General features: G+C 41.8%; 16 protein-coding genes. 9 read left to right on the top strand and 7 right to left on the bottom strand.

The genetic code is table 11. The features are described from left to right. The first annotated feature begins 434 nt into the window (after positions 1–434). Positions 435–1,205 (top strand): hypothetical protein, encoded by a 771-nt coding sequence (locus tag HWQ40_RS35310; protein ID WP_292787290.1) that lies wholly within the window; start codon positions 435–437, stop codon positions 1,203–1,205. Between the two features lie 48 nt (positions 1,206–1,253). Here HWQ40_RS35310 and HWQ40_RS35305 read toward each other — a convergent pair whose 3' ends face one another. Continuing rightward, positions 1,254–1,442 (bottom strand): hypothetical protein, encoded by a 189-nt coding sequence (locus HWQ40_RS35305; protein WP_292787288.1) that lies wholly within the window; start codon positions 1,440–1,442, stop codon positions 1,254–1,256. 127 nt (positions 1,443–1,569) lie between these two features. Between HWQ40_RS35305 and HWQ40_RS35300 the strand changes: the two genes are divergently transcribed. Then, positions 1,570–1,947 carry a hypothetical protein gene (locus HWQ40_RS35300; protein WP_292787285.1) on the top strand — a complete coding sequence of 126 codons (378 nt, stop codon included), beginning with the start codon at positions 1,570–1,572 and terminating at the stop codon, positions 1,945–1,947. A 172-nt stretch (positions 1,948–2,119) separates the two neighbouring features. Here the strand turns inward: HWQ40_RS35300 and HWQ40_RS35295 are convergent, their stop codons facing one another. Beyond that, entirely contained in the window at positions 2,120–2,974 is an 855-nt protein-coding gene (locus tag HWQ40_RS35295; protein WP_292787282.1) for a PhnD/SsuA/transferrin family substrate-binding protein, read from the bottom strand. A gap of 181 nt (positions 2,975–3,155) precedes the next feature. On the opposite strand from HWQ40_RS35295, the gene HWQ40_RS35290 reads away from it, so the two are divergent. Further along, complete coding sequence (locus HWQ40_RS35290) at positions 3,156–4,070, top strand: DUF3365 domain-containing protein (RefSeq protein WP_292787279.1); 915 nt, start codon at positions 3,156–3,158, stop codon at positions 4,068–4,070. A 42-nt stretch (positions 4,071–4,112) separates the two neighbouring features. Here the strand turns inward: HWQ40_RS35290 and HWQ40_RS35285 are convergent, their stop codons facing one another. Both HWQ40_RS35285 and HWQ40_RS35280 read right to left on the bottom strand, forming a co-directional pair. Next, on the bottom strand, positions 4,113–5,501 hold the full coding sequence (locus HWQ40_RS35285) for a serine/threonine-protein kinase (protein ID WP_292787277.1): 1,389 nt from the start codon (positions 5,499–5,501) through the stop codon (positions 4,113–4,115). Positions 5,502–5,666: 165 nt separating this feature from the next. Further along, entirely contained in the window at positions 5,667–5,993 is a 327-nt protein-coding gene (locus tag HWQ40_RS35280) for a DUF4278 domain-containing protein (protein ID WP_292787274.1), read from the bottom strand. 351 nt (positions 5,994–6,344) lie between these two features. Between HWQ40_RS35280 and HWQ40_RS35275 the strand changes: the two genes are divergently transcribed. Continuing rightward, a complete protein-coding gene (locus tag HWQ40_RS35275) occupies positions 6,345–6,599 on the top strand; it encodes a hypothetical protein (RefSeq protein ID WP_190728057.1) in 255 nt (84 codons plus the stop codon). 3 nt (positions 6,600–6,602) lie between these two features. Then, positions 6,603–7,886 carry a murein transglycosylase A gene (locus tag HWQ40_RS35270; protein ID WP_292787310.1) on the top strand — a complete coding sequence of 428 codons (1,284 nt, stop codon included), beginning with the start codon at positions 6,603–6,605 and terminating at the stop codon, positions 7,884–7,886. Positions 7,887–7,971: 85 nt separating this feature from the next. On the opposite strand, the gene HWQ40_RS35265 is transcribed toward HWQ40_RS35270, so the two are convergent. Then, positions 7,972–8,841: a DUF5895 domain-containing protein gene (locus HWQ40_RS35265; protein WP_292787268.1), complete on the bottom strand. Its 870-nt coding sequence runs from the start codon at positions 8,839–8,841 to the stop codon at positions 7,972–7,974. Positions 8,842–9,124: 283 nt separating this feature from the next. Next, positions 9,125–9,820 carry a haloacid dehalogenase type II gene (locus HWQ40_RS35260; protein WP_292787265.1) on the bottom strand — a complete coding sequence of 232 codons (696 nt, stop codon included), beginning with the start codon at positions 9,818–9,820 and terminating at the stop codon, positions 9,125–9,127. A 352-nt stretch (positions 9,821–10,172) separates the two neighbouring features. Between HWQ40_RS35260 and HWQ40_RS35255 the strand changes: the two genes are divergently transcribed. From HWQ40_RS35255 to HWQ40_RS35240, 4 genes are read left to right on the top strand one after another with little or no spacing between them, the layout of a single operon-like run. After that, positions 10,173–11,930, top strand: a complete 1,758-nt coding sequence (locus HWQ40_RS35255; protein ID WP_292787261.1) for a ScyA-related TPP-binding enzyme — start codon at positions 10,173–10,175, stop codon at positions 11,928–11,930. Between the two features lie 12 nt (positions 11,931–11,942). Beyond that, positions 11,943–13,085: a 3-oxoacyl-[acyl-carrier-protein] synthase III C-terminal domain-containing protein gene (locus tag HWQ40_RS35250; protein ID WP_292787259.1), complete on the top strand. Its 1,143-nt coding sequence runs from the start codon at positions 11,943–11,945 to the stop codon at positions 13,083–13,085. Positions 13,086–13,125: 40 nt separating this feature from the next. Beyond that, positions 13,126–14,094: an SGNH/GDSL hydrolase family protein gene (locus HWQ40_RS35245; RefSeq protein WP_292787258.1), complete on the top strand. Its 969-nt coding sequence runs from the start codon at positions 13,126–13,128 to the stop codon at positions 14,092–14,094. 48 nt (positions 14,095–14,142) lie between these two features. Then, positions 14,143–14,898 (top strand): SDR family oxidoreductase, encoded by a 756-nt coding sequence (locus tag HWQ40_RS35240; RefSeq protein WP_292787257.1) that lies wholly within the window; start codon positions 14,143–14,145, stop codon positions 14,896–14,898. 149 nt (positions 14,899–15,047) lie between these two features. Here the strand turns inward: HWQ40_RS35240 and HWQ40_RS35235 are convergent, their stop codons facing one another. Further along, positions 15,048–18,644, bottom strand: a complete 3,597-nt coding sequence (locus tag HWQ40_RS35235; RefSeq protein ID WP_292787255.1) for an NB-ARC domain-containing protein — start codon at positions 18,642–18,644, stop codon at positions 15,048–15,050. Positions 18,645–19,319: the final 675 nt, after the last annotated feature.

The raw sequence follows: 19,319 nt of genomic DNA, 5'->3' as shown, positions 1-19,319 counted from the left end.
TGATTAAAAATTATTTAAAAGTAAAGTTTAGTTGCGAAATAAATTCCTCCCAGCTACAAGTGATAATTTAATAGTAGAAGCAAGCAAACAAACAAGCTTCCTTGGCAGATATAACAGCTGCATTTTAAATGTTAGTAAGAGGTATAAGACGCTGTTTAACTTACATCTGTCTCGTCAAAATACAGCAACACCCAACGCGAAAACTGCTATTTCCTCAAATGTAGAAGATTAGGGGGCACTGTTACTGATTTTCATGACTTGTTTACAAAAGCAATGGAAGTTAGTACATCCCTGGCTACGATCGATAAAGAGAGGAGATAGTTCAGTGAGTAAAGGTTTGGGTGTTGTTGTGTTTAAAGAGAAGTCTGAAATAGGGACTCCTCTGGGTGTAAGATTATACGAAGTTGAATATCGAGAAACAGTTATAGCGCCTTATGTCAATAATTGCGCTCAGAGCGTGGTATCTACAAGATTATGAGCCGATTCCAGAACTGGAAAAACGTCCGCCAGACATTCGCTTAAGCAAAAAAAGTCTGCTGAAATCAGCATTGCGAGCAGACTTTTTGGAAGACAGTGACGAAGTGAAAAAATCAACTTGGTTTGGGCGCTATTTAGAAGGGGAAAATATTGAATTTTATATTGAAGGTAGTGGCGGCTATTGCGTCTCTAACATTGACTTAATTAGTCACGAAATTTATTTCACCAAGCAGGCGGTGTTGGCTCAGTTAGAACCAACGATTTTTTTATCCTATCAAACTGAGTATGCCGCAGCGACGAATATTCTCAAAGAAGAACTGCGAAAAAGTTTGGACAATTTAAACTTGCGATCGCGTCTTCCCCTAACATTAATAGAATCCTCTCGTCCTAGCGGTGCTACTTTCCGAATTAACCGCACAATCATGCGGAAAATCCGTAAGAGTTTGTTATTTATCGCTGACACCACGCCCATTGCTAGTATTGAAGGTAAAGAAACGCCCCAATTAATTCCCAGTCCGAATGTCTGTATTGAGATTGGCTATGCGATCCAAAGTAAGCGATCTGAACAGATTTTACTAGCGCAAATGCAACGCCCAGATTTTGAAGGTGAATTTCCCTTCGACTTACCAACACAGCAGATTTTGCAATTCCAAGACCCCACAGAACTGAATAAAATCCTGACAGAGACGATTAAAAACCAGCTAGCACGATTCAAATTGTTTTTTTGAACTCTTTCATTTCCTCTACTGTTTTTATTTTTGAAGAAAAACTTTAGACTACTTCCCTTTATTCCTATCTAGCTTCTCTTGGATAGCTTGACGGCAAAACTCTGGCGGGTCTTCTTGTGCCTTCACCTCTTCCTTCATCTTTTCAGTAGCACGAAAACTAATAGTAGCTGTCATGGATTCCTCACCTTTTGGTTGTGCTGGTTCAAAATTCTGTGGGTTCCCTTTAGGATTAGGCATTGTTGAGAGATGTAAATAAGACTTGATACTAATGTTTGCGAGCGAATAGAGTTTGAAATCGGTGAGCATATTGTCTGGAAAACTTGTAGCTCACCGATACCACTTTTACAAGAGGTAACTCTATTTTATGTTTACGCGTTCCGAGTTAGAAATCAAAACCATCAAAGAACTCAGTGAGCTATGCTTACGCTACGGCATCAAACCAACTGGGAATAAAGGGTACAAGACCTCATGGATTACATCCTTGATGGTATTCCCTCAAATGGCGTTATCCCAGTTTGAGGCAGATAAAGGGTTAAAACCTCCTACTTTTGCTTTCATGCAAGCACTGAGTAACGCTATAGATGAGATGAATGCTCCTACAGATGAGCAAGCTGCACTGATCAAAATCACAATGGAAGGGAGAATCATGAATTACCCAGATAGGTACACTCAAGAAAAACTGCTAGCTTTGCATAAAGCAAAAATGTATCTAGAGTTAGCACTTGGATTATTGAGTAAATAAGTTAATTCTTTAATCAGTACCGCAAGACCCTTTAAAGGGTCTTTTTTGTGAATGTATTAATAAGTATAGTTTAATACATATTAATTGTGCTTAAATGCTGAAAGTAGGGTATTTGAGCATTAGATGAGTATTTTAAAGAGAACAAAGGCTGAAAGTATTGTTATTGCTTTAATTAGAATAAACGAACAGGCGTATTTTGTAGCTTGGAACTAATTGAGCTTACGCGATCAACCACAGAAATCATGTATTTGTAATCTGGTACTTGTCCATTGGGTACATACCCTACTTCTTGAGCTAAACCTGAAGGCGAATCGCTCATCACTTTGCGGATAAACTCTTGACGGTTACGTTCTACATTCGGCCCAATCAAGACCACACCTAATGGTACATAATGAGGGTCTTTAAATAGTATGCGGAATTCGGTTGGCGCCAACTGTGAACTGTAGAGACTTAATTCCGCCTCCGAGACGGCACAGGCGATCGCTTTTCCTTGAGCAACCAATTCCAGTGCTGCTTTGGGTGTGGGTGCAAACAGTATCTGTGCCAGGGTTGTACCATAAAGATTGTAAAGAGGAAAATAATATCCTGTTGCTGAACCCAACTGTCCTAAAGCCACTGTTTTGCCTTGTAGCTGTTTCAAGTTGGTTATCGGATTGTCTTTGCGAACAACGAAGATTGAACGCAAATTACTAATACCTATTAAAGGAAATAGGGGAGCATATTGGTGACGTGCGATCGCAATAGCTGCTAAACCCGGTGGAGCAAATACCAATGACCAAGCACGAGCATCAAGGCGCTCAACCGCTCTATTTTCATTAAAAACAGGCTCTAGCTGAATATATGAGTTTGTTTTTTCACCCAAGTAACTATTAAATTTAGCATATTGATTAATTATCTGTTCGCCTCCACCATAGTTGATCACACCAATAGTTAACGTACCCTCAACCCCACCTTGTGGTTTGCAGGCAGCAAATGTAAAACCTAGTAGATGAAACAGAAATAAACGACGGGGAAATCGCACAAACATCACTAATTATGGTTAAGGAAATGATTTGGCTTTCAGGACTAATTTAGATAAGTTTGACTGCTGCCTAAACAGGTTATATTGCAGTAAAAAATTAATATTTATTTAAATATTGTTGAGATGCTTTCTACCAGGTATAAATAAATATTAGACAAACTTACAGGCCACCTTCGTTGCTTAGGTTATGTTAAACAACATTACGTTAAAAAACTTAAAAATAGGTGCTAAATTTAACTTGCTTTTAATATTAGTTTTCATCATCAGTATTTTGGGAAGTGGCATTGCCTTATCCAGTGTACTTCAAGGGAGAGCACAAAATGAAGTAAGTTCTCAAGCGCAGATTCTCATCCAAATGGTGAATGCAGTTAGAGATTATACACAAAATCGTATTGATCCCCTATTAGAACCTAGATTAGATACTAACCCAACATTCATGCCTGAAGTAGTACCAACTTTTTCTTCTAAAGAGGTTTTTGAGAATTTTCGTAAAAAGCCTGAATTTCAAAACTTTTTTCATAAGGATGCAACACTTAATCCAACCAATTTAGCGGATAAAGCTGATAATTTTGAAACTCAACTTGTCGAGCGTTTTCGCAACGAACCTAATACTCTAGAAATTACAGGCTTTCGTAAATTGTCAGAAGGCGAAGTATTTTACATTGCACAACCACTAAAGATTACACAAGCGAAATGTTTGCGATGCCATTCTACACCAGATCAAGCTCCTAAAAGTCAGTTGGTAAATTATGGCTCGGAAAATGGTTTTGGATGGCAACTCAATCAGATTGTTTCTGCCCAAATAATCTCAGTTCCTTCTGAAGATATTTTTGCTAATGCCAAACAAACTTGGATCTTGATAATGGGACTTTTAATTGCGATCTTTGCGTTCATAGTTTTCTTAATTAACTTCTTAATTACAAAATATGTGATTCAGCGCATCAGAAGAATAGAGAAAATAGCCCAAAAAGTTAGTATTGGTGATATGAGCGCTGATTTTGAAGAAAGCTCTCATGATGAAATTGGTGGGTTAGCAGAAGCATTTAATCGGATGAAAGCCAGCTTAAAAATAGCTTTGGATATGCTGAATAATCAAGGCTAATAATCCGTAATTCCTGGAGAGAAAAACGTAATTTTGAAAAAATCAAGGAAGTAAGCGTTGCTCAAATTGCAAAGCTTTTTGAGGTTCGGGGATTTGTGATGCTAAAATTTTCACAAATTCTGCACGAGAGATTTGTCCAGAAGATTTAACAGTTTTTTGGACTAGAAACTTAGCTATTGGGCCAATTAAATCAGCCAACTCACGTTCGCACTCTTCCAGAAATTTGTCACTGATGAGTTTAGATTCTTGGTTTAGTAAATTATTTGAGTTAATACCAGATTGGTCGGATTTAACAGTAAGTTCTTGTAGTAGAGTAGGTTTCTCTAGTAAAAATATTGTTTTCTTCTTAAAATCAATTTGTTGATTTTCTCGAAGATGAAGGGCTAATTGACTAATTAATTCTTCAAAATTGGATGCTGATGCCGCAACTTGTCGTAATAATCTTGAGGCGATGGGGCCGACAAATTCTAAAAGAATTGTTTCTAAGCGGTTGTAATTTTCCCCAGACAAGATAGAAGCAAGCGGATAGCCGATTGAGTTTTGTTGAGAAAGCGAAGCTTGAGGCGGTTGTGTAAAAGATGGTAGTTGAAGTGATTGCGCTTCTACTCTAGGATCGAGATCCTTAAGCACGTGTAAAACTTCAGCCGCAGACTGATAGCGCTGTTTAAAGTGATGTAGCACCATCTTAGATAGCACAGATGCCAACTCAGAACTGACGTTAGCTTGATGCTGCCAAGAAATTTCTCCTGTATCTGGGTCTTCTTCAAAGTTTATCGGATGTAACCCTGTCAACGATTGTATAGCAATAATGCCCAAGGAATAAATATCACTGTTGGGGCGGGGCTTACCTTGCCCCTGTTCTGTAGACATATATCCGGGAGTACCAATGATAATAGTAGCCCCCGTGTGCCCTGCAATTGTGAGCAGTTGAGTTTGGACTTGTTTAACAGCGCCAAAGTCAATCAGCACTAACTTACCGTCTTGTTGCCGCCTAATTATATTGTCCGGTTTGATATCTCGATGAATAACGTTGTGGCTATGAATAAATTCTAGAATACCCAGAACCTGTTGGAGCAGTTGAATTACTTGATCTTCTGTCCAACGTTGATTGGGGAATAGTTCCGCTTTCAGGGTATGTCCTTCAATGAACTCTTGCACTAAGAAGAACTCTTGGTTGTCTTCAAAATAGGCTAAAAGCCGAGGAATCTGGTCATGGTAGCCCAATTGTTCTAGTGTTTCTGCCTCACTAGTAAATAGCCGTCTGGCAGTTTTGAGAAATTCAAGGCTACGAGTGACGGGCTTAAGGTGTTTGACAACGCATTTTGGGAAACCTGGTCGATGGGTATCTTGGGCTATGTAGGTTTGACCGAATCCACCTCCACCTAATATCTGGAGGACTTGGTAACGTCCGTCTAATAATTTTCCTAACATTGTGTCACAAGCCTTAATTCCTCAAATTAATCTTGACACAACTACCAGCTTTGGTAAGGTTTGTTCAGACAGAAAGTAGGTAGTGCCAAAATTTCAAGCAAGATTTTTTGAGGATTGTATTACAAGTTTATGACTAACTAAATTCCAGATCGGCTTGCAGGCATATTATTGTTGAAGCTTTAATAATTCCTCAGAAATCGCCAGTGCCTCAAGTTTTGAAGTAGTTGTTGGTTGAGAGACTAGGCTAACTTCTTTTAATTGAGTTTTATCTACAAAATAGGTGATTCCCCGAAAGTTCAATTTATAGGCTACTGGTGCTAGAGGAGCTTCCGCCGATTTGGAATTTGGATCAACACGATAGTTAATGCCACGGTACATCAAATTATAAGCTGGCCCAACTTGAGGAACTGGTTGAAACGGCTGTTCTGTTTTTTTGCTGCCAACTTTGCTTGAGCCGTATTCGTAGCTCAAACCACGATAGTAAAGTTTCATAATTTTCGCCTCCTGAATAACTGTTTTTCAACAATGCCAATGACTTATCAGAGGTTGATTAGATAGTTATGCAAGAGCTAATGTAAACTTACATTTTTTAAGGAACTGCTTAAAGGATTAGGCGTCTAGAGTGAAGAGTCATTGGGCATTGGGCATGAAGAAGAGACAAGGTAGACAAGGAAGAGGGGGGAGACAAGGGAGAGATTTGTTCAATAATTCCCCCTTGTCCCCTTGTCCCCTGCTCCCCTGCCCCTCTGCTCCCTTGCTCCCAACCTCCCGTATGGTTACCCTTTTCATTCGGGGGTTACGTGGTTAACAATGGGTTGAATGTTTTTTAAATGATTCAACTTTATGGCTAGAACTGCAAATGAATATGCCGTATACCTCTTACTGGAAAGCGGCCACCGAGAAGAAGTACGTTTTCCTACTATTCAAGAGTTTCAGAAATGGTATAGCGGTGAACTTGTGCCAAAATCTGCTTCTAATGACTTTATTAGCGTGCCGATCAAAAATATTCAAGGGGAATATATGGTAGTACGCCCTTCTCGGATTGTGGCAATCCGGGTAGAACCCATTTTTAGTTCCAGTGTTGAAAGATTCAACTAAATGATGAGAAAAACCCTTGCTTTGCTTTCCTTGAGTTTAGGAATTGCCCTTGTAAATCCCCTCTGGTCGGCTGTTGCTCAGGTTCCTAACTTACTACCGTTGCCAATACCGACTACTCCTGATCTTCCACCTCTGCCAGTACCAACTACTCCTGAATTAACGCCGCCGCTAAAACCAATCACCATCGGAAGCGATTGTACAGTCCGGCCGAGTTGCTTGGGTTGGGATGAGCAAATTTGGAGTCAAAGAGGTAAAACAGGCGTTGGCGCTTCGCCCACCGGAGGTGATCGCAAAGCGCTGTTGGCTTCCATTGATAACAGTCTGCTTTACCTAACAAAGGGTGATGCGATCGCAGCATATCAAAATTATCCGATGAAGGAAATTACTCTCGATCGCGTCCGCCGAAGTTTGCTACGTTTCCGCCAACTGGTTGTCAGTTCTAAGTCAGCAGCGCAATTACAAGCCGCTGTCCGCCGTGAGTTTGTCTTCTACCAGTCCGTGGGCAATGATGGCAAGGGTACTGTTAAATTCACTGCTTACTACGAACCTGTTTACACCGCTAGCCGTGTCAGAACTGCAATCTATAAATATCCTCTTTACCGGCTACCACCTGATTTTAGCCAATGGCCTAAACCGCACCCAAAACGAATTGATTTGGAAGGAAAGGATGGTTTACAAGGGAATAAAAGCAAGTTGCGCGGTTTAGAACTACTTTGGTTTCGCGATCGTCTAGACGCATACATGGTACATATCCAAGGTTCTGCTCAAATTAAATTAACTAATGGCAAGACAACATCAATTGGCTATGCCGGTGGAACTGATTACCCCTGGACTAGTATCGGTAAAGAACTGGCGAAAGATGGCAAACTTCCACTAAATGGATTGACAATGCCACGGATGATTGCTTATTTCCGACAAAAACCCCAAGAGTTGAGCAATTATCTACCGCGCTGGGAACGGTTTGTTTTCTTCCAAGAAACTGGTGGTACAGGAGCTACTGGTAGTATTCATGTGCCAGTGACAGCAGAACGTTCCATTGCTACAGATAAGTCTCTCATGCCTCCGGGAGCATTAGCCCTGATTTACAACTCATTTCCCTATCCTGCCAGTGGTGGCAAACTAGAGAGGCGTACTGTCAGCCGCTTTGTGCTTGACCAGGATACAGGAAGCGCCATCAAAGGGCCGGGCCGGGTGGATTATTTCATGGGATCTGGTAAACTAGCAGGCGATCGCGCCGGGATCACAGGCGGTAATGGCTCACTATATTATTTGCTGCTCAAAGAATAAAGTTAGGAGTTAGGAGTTAGGAGTTAGGAGTTAGGAGTTAGGAGTTATTAATTCAAAACTCATCACTCCTCACTCATCACTTTCCTTAATACGGCGGATAAGCAAAATCATCCTCATCAGCATAAACGTAAGAGTTGGAAACTCCTGCCATTGCCAATTTAGGGGTTTCTGATTTTACAGGTTCCTTGCCAAAATCTTTGTATTCTTCAAAAGTCTTACAAATCATTGCAGACTCAAGAGCATCGGAAGCAATTAAATATTGCGTTAAAGTCCCTACGGTGGGATGTTTATAGTCCACAGTTGAAGCTACCAAAACTGTATTTGGTTCAATACCTCTTTCTTCACACTCAATGATCGGACAAAAAATCCCGTGAGCGTGGAACAAAGGCCCTTTTGGTGTCAAAGGTTGCTTGCGGTAGATAGCATAAGCTTTTTCTAGTTCAGCAACGAATCCACTAACTACTTTACCTTGTTGATATTCGCAGTAGGTTTTGCTGAAACTCGCTCCGGCTGCACCATTGAGAGTTAGTTGTAGTGGTGATTCATGTAAAAACTTTTTATTCTCACCCACTAAAAAAATTAGATAGCGAGTAAAGGTTTTAAATTTAAGTTTGTCGGCTAAAAAAGCATCATAATTATCTTTGAGCGTACCCAGTTTTAGACCACTTTCCCGGTCTTTAACAGACAATGGCCCCCGACGCACTATAACCAAGCGTGGAGTAGCAGTAATAAAGACTGTTTCTACCCCAGAGCTAAATTCATGCTCAACTTGCTGCCAATTATCATCTGGCACAAAGCCGACAGCATTGGCATTATCCAGCTTAATCGCCAAACCGTGAGATTGTATACCATCTGTGCCATACCGAGGATTAATCATCTGACACCAGGGAAGGACTTGAGAAGGCGGTGCATTAAATTTCTCGTCTTCAAAGTCAAAATTAGCAGATGCTTTCATCGTTTTAGGCTATCAAAGTGTTTTATTGAACAAGGTTATTGGCAGGGCGCTGATCCTGGAAAGCCAGTTATATGCTGTGGTTCCCAAAGTTTAAGAACTTTAAACTGGCGTAGTAGTTTTTCTAGAGTAAGACAGAATCAATCTATGTTGCAATCCCTGTTTAGTTTTTTAACAACAAATTCTTTCTTTGGCATCTCTGTATCTCCCTGCAATTTTCTACTATTTTCGGTCGATAATACGATCTACTTTTTGTTCCTCTCGTGGTTAAATTCAAATCAGCAAATCACTTTGAACTTAAAGCAGCGAGAGTCTTCAAATCAGGCACTTCTAAATCAGGTTGACTGACTGGTGGTAAGTTTGCACTAACCCCTTGCTCTGCTCGACGATTTACCCAGACTGTTGATAATCCTAGAGATTTGGCTGTCACGATATCATGATATACACTAGCAGCAATGTGTAATATCTGCTCTAGCGGCAAATCAATTCTTTCAATAGCCAGTCTGAAGTTGTTGAAGGAAGGTTTGTAGCTTTTTGCCTGTTCTGCTGTGATTATCTGGTCAAATTCCACCTCCAAGTGCTTTGCTGAGAAAGCAAAGAGATCATCATCTACATTTGAGATAATTACCAGCTTAAACTTTTGCTTTAAAGTTCTAAGTGCCTCAACTGTATCGGGGAAAGGCAGCCAATGCTGAATCGAATCGGCAAGTGAATTTAGTTCTTCAGCAGTTGGCTCAAAGCCAAATCGTCCACCAAATTTCTGGACTACTCTTTTCAAAACTTCTCGATATTTGATATATTCTCCTTTTTCCAGTTCTGCTTCAAATTCAGCAAAAATATCAAGAATTTGCTCGTCATCCAAATTAGTTTTGTGTGCCAGTAGAAGTGGCTTTAGCACCCCTAAGATGCCATTTTCCCAATCAATTAGGGTTCCGTAACAATCGAAACTTAAAGCCTTATACTGATTTAATTCAATCACCATTTTTATACTCCAGAGCTTGATTAATAGCGTTCAGTTTTCACAAACTAAAAGACGGGTGAATCAATCCGCGTTGGCGCAGCCCGCCGCAGGCATCGCCACATCCACTGTTATTGAAATCTCTGAACATTTTTCTATATCAGGGCAACGCGGAACTTATAGGTTGCTCAAAGATTGGCAAAGTGAACTGCAAAGGTTGTTTTACCGCTATACCTGTGTTCGAGAGCAGTGCTCACCGAAGTTGTATGGGCATTATCCAAACAAATTCATATTACATTGATATTACAATATTACTAAGTTTAGGTATGGGATAATAGTTATTCCAGAAAGGAAATTATTCCTAAGTATAGTTTGTATGGATGTGAAATTTCAGGATACACAAGCGAATACCAATAAACAATTAAACTCAAGTAAACAGCCATCTCATATCAAGCCATCTGAAACTTTTTCGGTAGCGGAAGCAGTGGTAAAAATCCTGGAAGATATGGGAGTGCAGTATGCTTTTGGTGTTTCGGGAGGCGCGATCGCGCCACTATGGCAAGCGCTACAACACAGTTCAATCAAGGTGCTTCATTTTCGCCACGAAGCAGGAGCTGCTTTTGCTGCCGTTGAGGCGTACTTTGCTAGCAATCGACCCGTCGTAGTGTTTACTACAATAGGCCCAGGGATTACGAATGCATTAACTGGGTTGTTTGCTGCACGTTGGGAGGGTGCTAAAGTTATTTTTCTGTCGCCTTCAACATCGGCATCGCAGCGTGGAAGGTGGGCATTCCAAGAAACCAGCACTTACACCATGCCTAGTGGGGGACTGTTCACATCAGAACAACTGTTTCATTATGCGACGACTCTCGAATGCAGCGATGAACTGTCAAAGGTTCATCGACAGTTGGCACTTGGTATAGCCCGACCAGATGGCTTTGTCGCCCACTTAAATATCTCCACTAACATCCAAACTAGTTTAGTTAAGACATCATTGCCACGAGTGGCTTTTTCTTTTGCTCCCGCAGCCGGAAATGAGGAAACTATTGCAGAATGTACGCGGTTGCTTTCAGAAGGACCATTTGCCATTTGGGTTGGCTTTGGTGCGCGGGGTGCAGCAGCAGAAATTCGTCAGCTTGCAGAAGCGACAGGAGCGGCGGTAATGTGTTCACCTCGAGGCAAGGGCATTTTTCCCGAAAACCATCCTCAATTTGTTGGTGTTACGGGTTTTGCCGGACATACCTCAGTTTTAACGTATATGCAGGAACAACGACCTTTACGAGTGTTGGTGCTAGGAACGCGCCTCAGTGAGTGGACTTCTTTCTGGAATTCCGTGATGGTTCCAAAACGAGGGTTCGTGCATATCGATATTGACCAAGAGGTTCCAGGAACTGCATATCCATCTGCCGAAACCTTTGCCATCCAGTCCGACGTGGGAATGTTTGTAAAAGCACTGCTAAAGTACTTTCCACAACACCCAAATCAGTTAACAGAACTGTTGCTGCCTTGTTCTAAGCCTGTAATAATTAATCCACGTGCAGAGGGGCCAGTACGACCGGAAGTACTCATGGATGCAATTCAACGGCAAATAGTTGAAGGAAGTGATGCGGTTGTCATGGCTGAAGGAGGAAACTCGCTAGCTTGGGCAATTAACCTACTGCGATTTGCCAAACCAGGTCGTTTTCGAGTCAGTACCAGGTTTGCATCTATGGGTCATTTCGTCACAGGCGTCGTGGGTGCTGCGCTGGCACGCAATGGTAAGACTGTCGCCATAGTTGGAGATGGTGCCATGCTAATGAACAATGAGATAAGCACGGCTGTAAGATACAAAGTTGCTACCGTTTGGATTGTACTAAACGATGGGCGCTATAGTATGTGCGACCAGGGAATGGCTTTGCTAGGGTTCAAAGATGTAGATGTAGAGATTCCGCAGGCGGATTTTGTCAAGATAGCTTGTGGAATGGGAGCTGACGGTATCCGTGTTGAAACAGAACCTGAAATCCAGGCAGCTTTGGAGAAAGCGATGACCTCGACCTGTCCGTACGTTGTTGACGTAGTAATCGACCCAACCCGGCTTGCACCAATTAAGAGTCATATTCACAATTTGATTTCACAAGATGCTACGAATTACTAAGAGGAGATTTTCATGGTGCATCACTCAGTAGGTATTCGCGCGATCGCAGTTAACTTTCCCAGCGTCAGACGTACAAAAGATTATTACACAGAGAAATACCCAGATATAGTTGCTCAAATCGAGGAAAAAAGCTTGGGAAGGTTGTTTTCGCTTGCTGGCTCTACCCCCAGCAACGAGTTTGACTTGGAGATGTTGCCATATCTGTCAGATCCTTTTCGTGGTACTGTCGAGCAGCGGGTACTTGCTCCAGGTGAATCATCGCTGATGCTGGAAGAGCGTGCAGCTCGTGATGCTCTCAAAGCGGCGAAGCTTAATCCTGAAGAAGTCGATCTTATGCTCGTAGCCTCGATTTGGCCCGAACAAATCGGATTTGGTAATGCCGCCTTCCTTGCCCGAAAACTGGGACTGCAAGGTGCTGCATGGAATCTTGATGGAGCGTGTGGTGTTACCCCAGTAGCATTGCAAACTGCTTCTGCTCTAGTACGAGCAGGTGAGTACCGCAATGTACTGGTAGTAATTTCCTGCACTTACTCTCGCTTTGTCGATGAGGAAGATACCGTTTCTTGGTTTCTCGGTGATGGTGCGGGAGCTTTCGTGGTCGGTTCAGTCAAACCTAACCAAGGAATACTCAGTACAAAAACTGTGAATACCAATTGTTTCTGTGACTTATTAACCTTAAATATTACAGAAAACAAGCAAGGCAATCCACTAATTCGTATGCAGTTGAACAAGGACGCAAAAAATGCGCTCAGTGAAGAATCGACGCAGCTTTTACGTACCTGTTGCGAAGGTGCTATCTCGGCAGCCGATTTAACTCTCGATCGGATTGACTTTTTTCTTTTCAATACAACCACAGCTTGGTTTTCCAGCTTCTGTGTACGTGTACTTGGTATTGACTCAGAGCGCACCCTTAATCTCTACCCTCTGTACGCTAATATTGGGCCAGTACTGACTGTAGCCAATCTTTATCACGCTGCACAGATGGGTAAAATTCGTGAAAATGATTTGGTTCTCGTTTATGGCTTTGGTGCAGCAGGAGTCGCCTCTGCAAGTGTGATCCGTTGGAGTAACGTAGCACTAGGTCTTTTTCCACATTTCAACGAATCTGAATCAGCATTGAAAAGTTCTTTAGATCATAGCTTCGCTCCTTGTTAAAGTTATCTATCAAGATTTAAAGCATACTCAGTAGTTAATCGTGCAAAAACAAATTCTGGCAGCGGGCTTTTATCTGTTATCCTTGATATTTCCGCTCAAAGTCTCGGCAAAGGATTATGACGAGATTTATGTTTTTGGAGATAGCTTTTCCGATACGGGTAATGTATTTAATGCAACTAACGGAATAGTTCCCCCAAATCCACTTTACTTTAATAAACGTTTTTCCAATGGTTCGGTTTGGGTGGAATATCTCGCCTCCGATCTCGGGTTAACTTTCAATCCGAACACCAACTTTGCCTTCGGTGGCGCAACTACAGGATTGAAGAATATAGGAATAAGCACTCTACCAGGATTACAACAACAAATCAACAGCTTTACAACAGCAAATCCGTCTGCTGATCCAAACTCCCTTTACATCTTGTGGGCGGGGACTAATGATTATTTAGATTACTTTTTCCAAGGCACTCCCAATCCTACCCAGAGTGTTACAAATTTATCAACGGCAGTAAAATCGCTTGCTGCTGTTGGAGCTAGAGATATCATGGTATTGAATCTGCCAGATTTAGGAAAGTTTCCAGTTACAGGCGGCAATAGTCAAGTTTCTAGCTTATTTAGCACTTTTACCAGTAAACATAATTCCAGCTTGACCACAAACCTCAAACTTTTGAGTCAGGAACTAAACCCTAATGTCAACATTATTCCTCTTGATGTTAATTCTCTTTTTAATCGGATTATTGCAGAGCCGCAGGAATTCAGTCTCACGAATGTAACTGACTCATGCATCGGAGATTCACCAGTGGTACCTATTGAAGTTACCACACAACCAGTTATATGTATCCCAGACAAGTTTTTATTCTGGGATGAAGTCCATCCAACGACAGTCACTCATAAGCTAATCGGAAAATTAGCGTTTTCAGCGCTTGAGCCAGTGCCTGTCCCTGAACCTTCTGCTGTGTTAGAAATCTTAGCTTTTGGTGTAGGTGCAGTATCGCTAAGGAAACGCAAATAGCTATCAGTTGGTGTAAAACAAAGCAATCAAAAGGGAAGGAACACACTTATGACAGGTCAATTAGATGGGAAAGTCGCGCTGGTTACAGGGGCCTCATCAGGTATTGGTCGGGCGAGTGCGATCGCATTTGCAAGGGCTGGAGCAAAAGTCGTGGTTGCTAGCCGTCGGCTCGCCGAAAGTGAGGAGACCGTACGCCTGATAAAAGAGACAGGAGGTGAAGCTATTTTTGTCAAGACCGACGTTTCAAATGCTGCTGAAGTGGAGGCACTGGTCAATAAAACTGTAAAAACTTATGGTCGTTTAGACTGCGCTTGCAATAATGCTGGGATTGGGGGCAATTCCGGCTTAATCATCGATGATATCTCAGAAGAAGACTGGGAGCGTCTGGTTAACGTAAATTTTAAAGGAACGTGGCTCTGCCTCAAGTACGAAATCAGGGCGATGCTCAAACACAACAGCGGGGCGATCGTAAATGTGGCTTCCGTCGGTGCTGTAGTTGGTGTACCTGGTTATGCCATCTACTCTGCCACAAAGGGCGCAGTCATTACCCTAACTAGAACAGCAGCAATAGAATATGCTAAATCTGGTATCCGAGTCAATGTCGTGAGTCCGGGTGCTACGGAAACTGATATGCTAGCTACTCTTCCCGTAGATTTAATTGCTCAACTTCCAGCAGCGCATCCAATAGGACGTATTGCCAAGCCTGAGGAGATTGCAAAAACGGTGGTTTGGTTGTGCTCAGATGCGACTTCCTTCATCACGGGGCATAATATGATGATTGATGGAGGATATACTGCACAGTAAGGCAGGGTAGATGAAGGTGAGGGTAACAAGTTCGCAATTTCACTTGCTTCAGAAACATCTATTTTATCAACGACAAGTGTAGAATTTGAGAGCATCTCAAGATATTGAATGAAGAACAAATGAGCAATCACTGTAGTACTAAAGTACTGCTAATTTTTATGCTCAACCGCTCCTAAAGCTTTTAGAGTGGCAATAGTCGCCAAAGTTACACCTGTAATAGCGGTAACGTTCATCGCTTCATAAGGTCTAGAGCTAAAAAGAATTTTCAGGCATTCACCTGTCAAAATATCCCAAAGCTTAATCGTCCCATCTTCACTGCTACTAGCTAAAGTATTACCTTTAGGATTAAAAGCAACTGACCAGGTTAACTTAGTGTGTGCTGATAAAGTTTTCTCGCAGTTGCTTGTGCTGACATCCCACAGCTTCACAGTTTGGTCTCCGCTACCACTTGCTAATGTGCAACCATCTATACTAAAAGTAGCGGAATATACGCAATTAGTATGCCCATACAAAGTTTTAAGACACAATCCGGTGCTAACATTCCATAGTTTTACTGTTTGGTCACCGCTGCTACTTACCAATGTTGTACCATCAGGACTAAAGGCAACTGACCAGATCCAGTCAGTATGACCTTGCAGAATCCGCAAACATTGCCCAGTGCTAACATCCCACAGCCTTACTGTTTGATCGTGACAACCGCAGACTAATGTATGACTGTCTGGGCTGAAAGCGACTGACCATACCCGATGAGTTTGTCCCTCCAGAATCCGCAAACATTGCCCAGTGCTAACATCCCACAGTCTTATTGTTTGGTCTTCACTACCACTGGCCAGCATCGTGCCATTGGGACTAAAAGCGACTGATAATACTCTATTACTATGTCCGTGCAAAGTTTTGAGACATTTACTGGTGTTAATATCCCATAGTTTCACCGTTAGATCCTCACTACCACTAGCAAGGATGCTACCGTTTGGGTTAAGAGAAACTGATGTAACCCGATTACTATGCCCTCGCAATGTTTTGAGGCATTGACCAGTGCTGGCATCCCATAACCTCACCGTTTGGTCACCACTACCACTAGCAAGCATGGTGCCTTGAGGATTGAAGGTAACTGACCATATCCCATTACAATAACCTTGGAAGGTCTTGAGGCATCCACCTGTACTCACATCCCACAGCTTAACCGTTTGGTCATCACTACCACTCGCTAGCGTTGTACCATTAGGATTAAAGGCAACTGACCACACCTTGCTACCATGTCCTTTCAAAGTCTTGATGCATCCACCTGTACTCACATCCCACAGCTTAACTGTTTGGTCATCACTCCCACTTGCCAACTTACGACCATCTAAACTAAAGGCAACAGAATTTATTAAGTCAGTATGGCCTTGCAGAATTTGAAGACATTGACCACTGCTGATATTCCACACCCTTAATGTTTGGTCATGACAACCACTAGCTAGCGAACCATCCAAGCTAAAGGCGATAGACTGCACCCTATGGGTGTGTCCCAGCAAGATTTTGATACATTGACCAATGCTGATATCCCACAGTCTCACAGTGTGATCATCATTTCCACTCGCAAGTATTGTACTATCAGGACTAAATGCGACTGCCCATACCCGACTGGATACCTGTAGAATCTTAATGCATTGACCGCTGCCGACATCCCACAACCTCACCGTTGTGTCTTCACTGCCACTTGCCAGCATATTACCATCCGAACTGAAGGAAACAGACCATATTCCACCGCTATGACCCTCTAAGGTTGCGAGGCATTGCCCACTGCTAATATCCCATAGCTTTACTGTTTGGTCATCACTGCCACTGGCGAGAACACGACCATCAGGACTAAAGGTAACTGGCCATATCCAACCCTTGTGTCCCTTGCAAATAAGCAGTTGTTTTCCATCCGCAACCTGATACAGGCGAATCTCATTATTAGTATCTCCTGTCGCTAAAAGTTTTCCATCTGGGCTGAATGTCACTGAGTGAATCCCCCCTAGTGTTTCAGCAAAAACACATTTACTTAGATTGGCATGAGCAAAATTTACATTGTGCAAATTTACGTTGCGTAGGTCTGCTTGCCAAACAGTTAGATAAGAAAAATCATAGCCACTTAGATCCGTCTCTAGATGACAAAACAGATTAAAAATATTGCCAGCCATATACCCTGGTTCTAGCGGAGATTCTTCTCGCAGTCTTGCAAGAATTTGAGTTAACTGACTTTCAATATTTTTTTTGCTTCTTAAGTGGTTAAGTAACCCATCTATGACTGGTTTAAGGATAAGGCGAATCTGAATATCTTTAACATAGTCTTTACCAGTAGCCTTTATCAAAGCATGACGCCTAAATAAATCAATATTCTGAGTGACAATTTCTTCACAAATATGTTCTATCAATCTATTAGTCATATACTCCATGACCACAGGCTGAAGTGTGAATAGTGCTTCACTTTTTTCAATCAGCGTAGGCGTTTGCATTAGCGTACCCCTACGGGGAAGCAAGCTACGCGCAGTCTCTCGTAGAGAAGCCTTCTCGATTAGCGATCGCCTTACCAGAGATTCCACAGCCTCCATTAATTTTGCTTGCGGTACTTGTGATATAATATCATTTCGCAATTCTGGAAACGCCATTGGCTCACGATTAATCGCTAGCCAATACATTATTTCCTTTTCTAAATCTGACAAGCGCTCAAACTGCTGCTCTAAGATATCGCGAATGTCTCCAAAGACAGCCGTGTCTTGTTGTAAAAATCCAGTCACATTACCATCAAAAACATCTTGAATAGTCGTGGCAACTATCTTTAAGGCTAATGGATTGCCTGCGTAACGTTCAATCATTACTTTCCATTCATCCTCTGCCGCCGATAGTCCCTTGAGTTTTAAAATTTCTTGCCCTTCCGCCACCTTCAATCCACTCAGTGGCAATGAGCGAACAGGTAGCGCTTGTCCTTCCAAAAATGCTATTTCTCTAGGTTTTTCACGACTAGTCAACACTAAGCAGCTTTGGTGAGTTGCTTCTCCCACCCGTCTTAAAAGCTCACCATATTCCTCATATCCTTCTCGATAAAGTCCAGCGCGACTACCACTGCGGAGAATTGATTCTACATTATCGAGGATCACTAAACAGCGATAATTTTGTAAATAATAGAGTAGTCGCGATACGCGATCGCTAAAGCTTTCTGGTAAGTTACTTTCGGTTTCCTGTTCGTCAGATAGAAATTGGATTAAGTTACCTAGAATAATTTTAACAGGCGGTGCTTCTCGTAGCGATCGCCAGATCACATACTCAAAGTTGTCCTGAATTTTTTGAGCAAACTTTACAGACAGTGCTGTTTTTCCAATACCTCCTATTCCTAATAGCGCAACCAATTGGCAGTGCTCATTGAGAATCCATTGCTCTAGTGTAATAAGTTCTTCTATACGCCCAGAAAAAGCTGAGTTAAAGATAGCCTCTCCCCAATCTAGATGAGTATTTGAGCTTGAATAGTCACTTTTATCTATTTTTAAGTTAAAAACTGAAAAAAGCTTCTCAATAGTCTGTTTGTCAACTCCTCCTTCTCGATTCAATACTTTCGAGATGGTGGCGGAATATAAACCAGAACGTACACTCATTTCTTCAAGAGTATACCGATTTCCAAAATTTTCTTTTGCTTCTGACTGATGCTTTGCTTCCTTAATTTTTTGTAAACCCTTGGTAGTAAGTGCAACGCCACGCTTACGTCTCCAATTCTGTAAAGTCATGTATTAACTCACTGTTCGTTTAATCACTTTTTATTTTTACTAAAAGGAATTATCTACTAGGTTGCTATAGATATGGGGTAATAGCCATAACAAACGAATAATCTCATTTTGCAGAGGATTTAAAACAGGTATATTACCAAAATATTTACTGATAAAAACCTCCTTTGGCATCCACTTATCTCGGTAATTCAACACCGCTTGCTCAACAAACTATCTGGACTCTAGGGCATTGCTGACATCATCTCTTCAGCCGAAAGCTTCTTACATTTGGTGATGGTAGATTTATTACGTATAGTGTTAATTATTTAATACCTCGTATTCTCCGTAATATTTTTGGGGTGTAAAGCTTAAGTTCAATCTCAAAATCTCGATTTTCACTGGTAAAGACAGCTCAAAATTGGCAATCTTGAGAAGGAAAGTTTGTATATCTCTAGCTTATCAATCAATGAATAAAACTGCTGCACTTAAATTTCCCCGTTTGACAACCTCTAGTAAAAAAAGAGCGCTTAAGCGAATCACTATAAACTTGACATTAGATGAAGCCCAAAATCTTGAAAAGTATAGTGAACAGACAGGCAGACTAGCAATAGACGTGATTCGAGAATTCATTCAAGCTTTGCCTTGAACTGCTGAACTTTGACGCCAAGCCTGAAAAGCCCCAGTCCAGAAGAGTCA

Origin of the sequence: Nostoc sp. NMS9 (assembly GCF_017114995.1) — a bacterium.
In the GTDB taxonomy this organism is placed as follows: domain Bacteria; phylum Cyanobacteriota; class Cyanobacteriia; order Cyanobacteriales; family Nostocaceae; genus Nostoc.
The sequence above is the reverse complement of the archived record's forward strand: the minus strand, read 5'-3'. Positions and strand labels throughout refer to the sequence as shown.